The 1,185-nt window shown below is 59.0% G+C and carries 1 protein-coding gene; it reads right to left on the bottom strand.

What is annotated here, in order from left to right; translation table 11 throughout:
- Positions 1 to 1,185: RHS repeat domain-containing protein (locus tag EJD88_RS00680; protein ID WP_256673563.1), on the bottom strand; the 1,185-nt coding region annotated here is incomplete at both ends.

The raw sequence follows: 1,185 nt of genomic DNA, 5'->3' as shown, positions 1-1,185 counted from the left end.
CGGGGTACCACACCCCAATCAGTTGCCCGTATTTGTTGTAGCTGTAGTCGGTGATGTGACCGTCGGGATCGGTCCTACGCGTCACGTCGCCCTGATCGTTGCGCTCGTACTTCCAAACCGCTGAGCCCCGCCTTACAACCCGTACGAAGCCGTTTTCATGCTCGTAGGAAGTGGGCTCATCGTCCCCCGGAAACAACGCCACCAAGCGCCCGGCCTCGTCGTACTGATACGCCGTCACCGCGCCCAACGGGTCCTGCTCGACCGTCAGCCGACCCTTGTCATCGTAGGATTTGAAATGCTCGGCACCGTCCGAATCAATGCGCTGCACCAGCCGTGCGCGGTCATCGTGGACATACACTTCCTGGCTGCCATCAGCGTTGTGCACCACAACGCTGCCGTCATCCCCCCACACATACCGCGTATCCATCTGCGAAAAACTGGCCCAATGCCGAACACATCGCGCCGCCTTGCCAGACCGTTCCCACGCCCAAAAGAAACTCGCCCCACCGGCCAACCCACGTTCAAGAATCACGTGCTGATCGTCGTAGCGATAAATCTCGCTTTCACCGACGGCATTGGTCGCTGAGACCAGTCGGCCACGGTCGTCATAGGCGTAGGAAACAACGTTCTGTTCAGTTACCCAGGCGTAGGGCTCATACCCCTTGGCGCGCTGAACCTGGTAGTCCACCGCCACAATGCGGCCCGACTCGTAACGCAAGAACAGCGCACAACCGGCACCGTTATCCAGCCGCTCAATGCGCCCTAAAACGTCCCGACTAATCCGCAGCCGGTTGTCATACGCATCACTGATTGAAACCAGCACCCCATCGCGAAAGTGATAAAACCGCGACGCCTGCGCCAGCACCAACTCATCCGGCACCGAGCCCAAGTAGATCGCCGCTTCGGCCAGGCTATTGGTGATTGCAGGTCGAGCAACTGTCGGCAGTGGAAACTCAGTCGAGCGGTTCTCATGATCCGTCCACACCACCGAATCACCTGACACAACAAGCCGATGCGCCAGCGAATGACTCCACCCAAACCCCAGCCCGACATCCACTTCCACCGCACTGGTGCGATACAACCGTGTCCACTCAAACGGCAGAATCCCGTCTAAAACACCGTCAGTCAGCGTAAGTAATTCTTCGCCGGTGACCATCGACACCGGGCAGCCGTTGGTCACGGTCT

The sequence above is a fragment of the Pseudomonas sp. PB105 genome, assembly GCF_009764655.1.
In the GTDB taxonomy this organism is placed as follows: domain Bacteria; phylum Pseudomonadota; class Gammaproteobacteria; order Pseudomonadales; family Pseudomonadaceae; genus Aquipseudomonas; species Aquipseudomonas cyclaminis.
The sequence above is the reverse complement of the archived record's forward strand: the minus strand, read 5'-3'. Positions and strand labels throughout refer to the sequence as shown.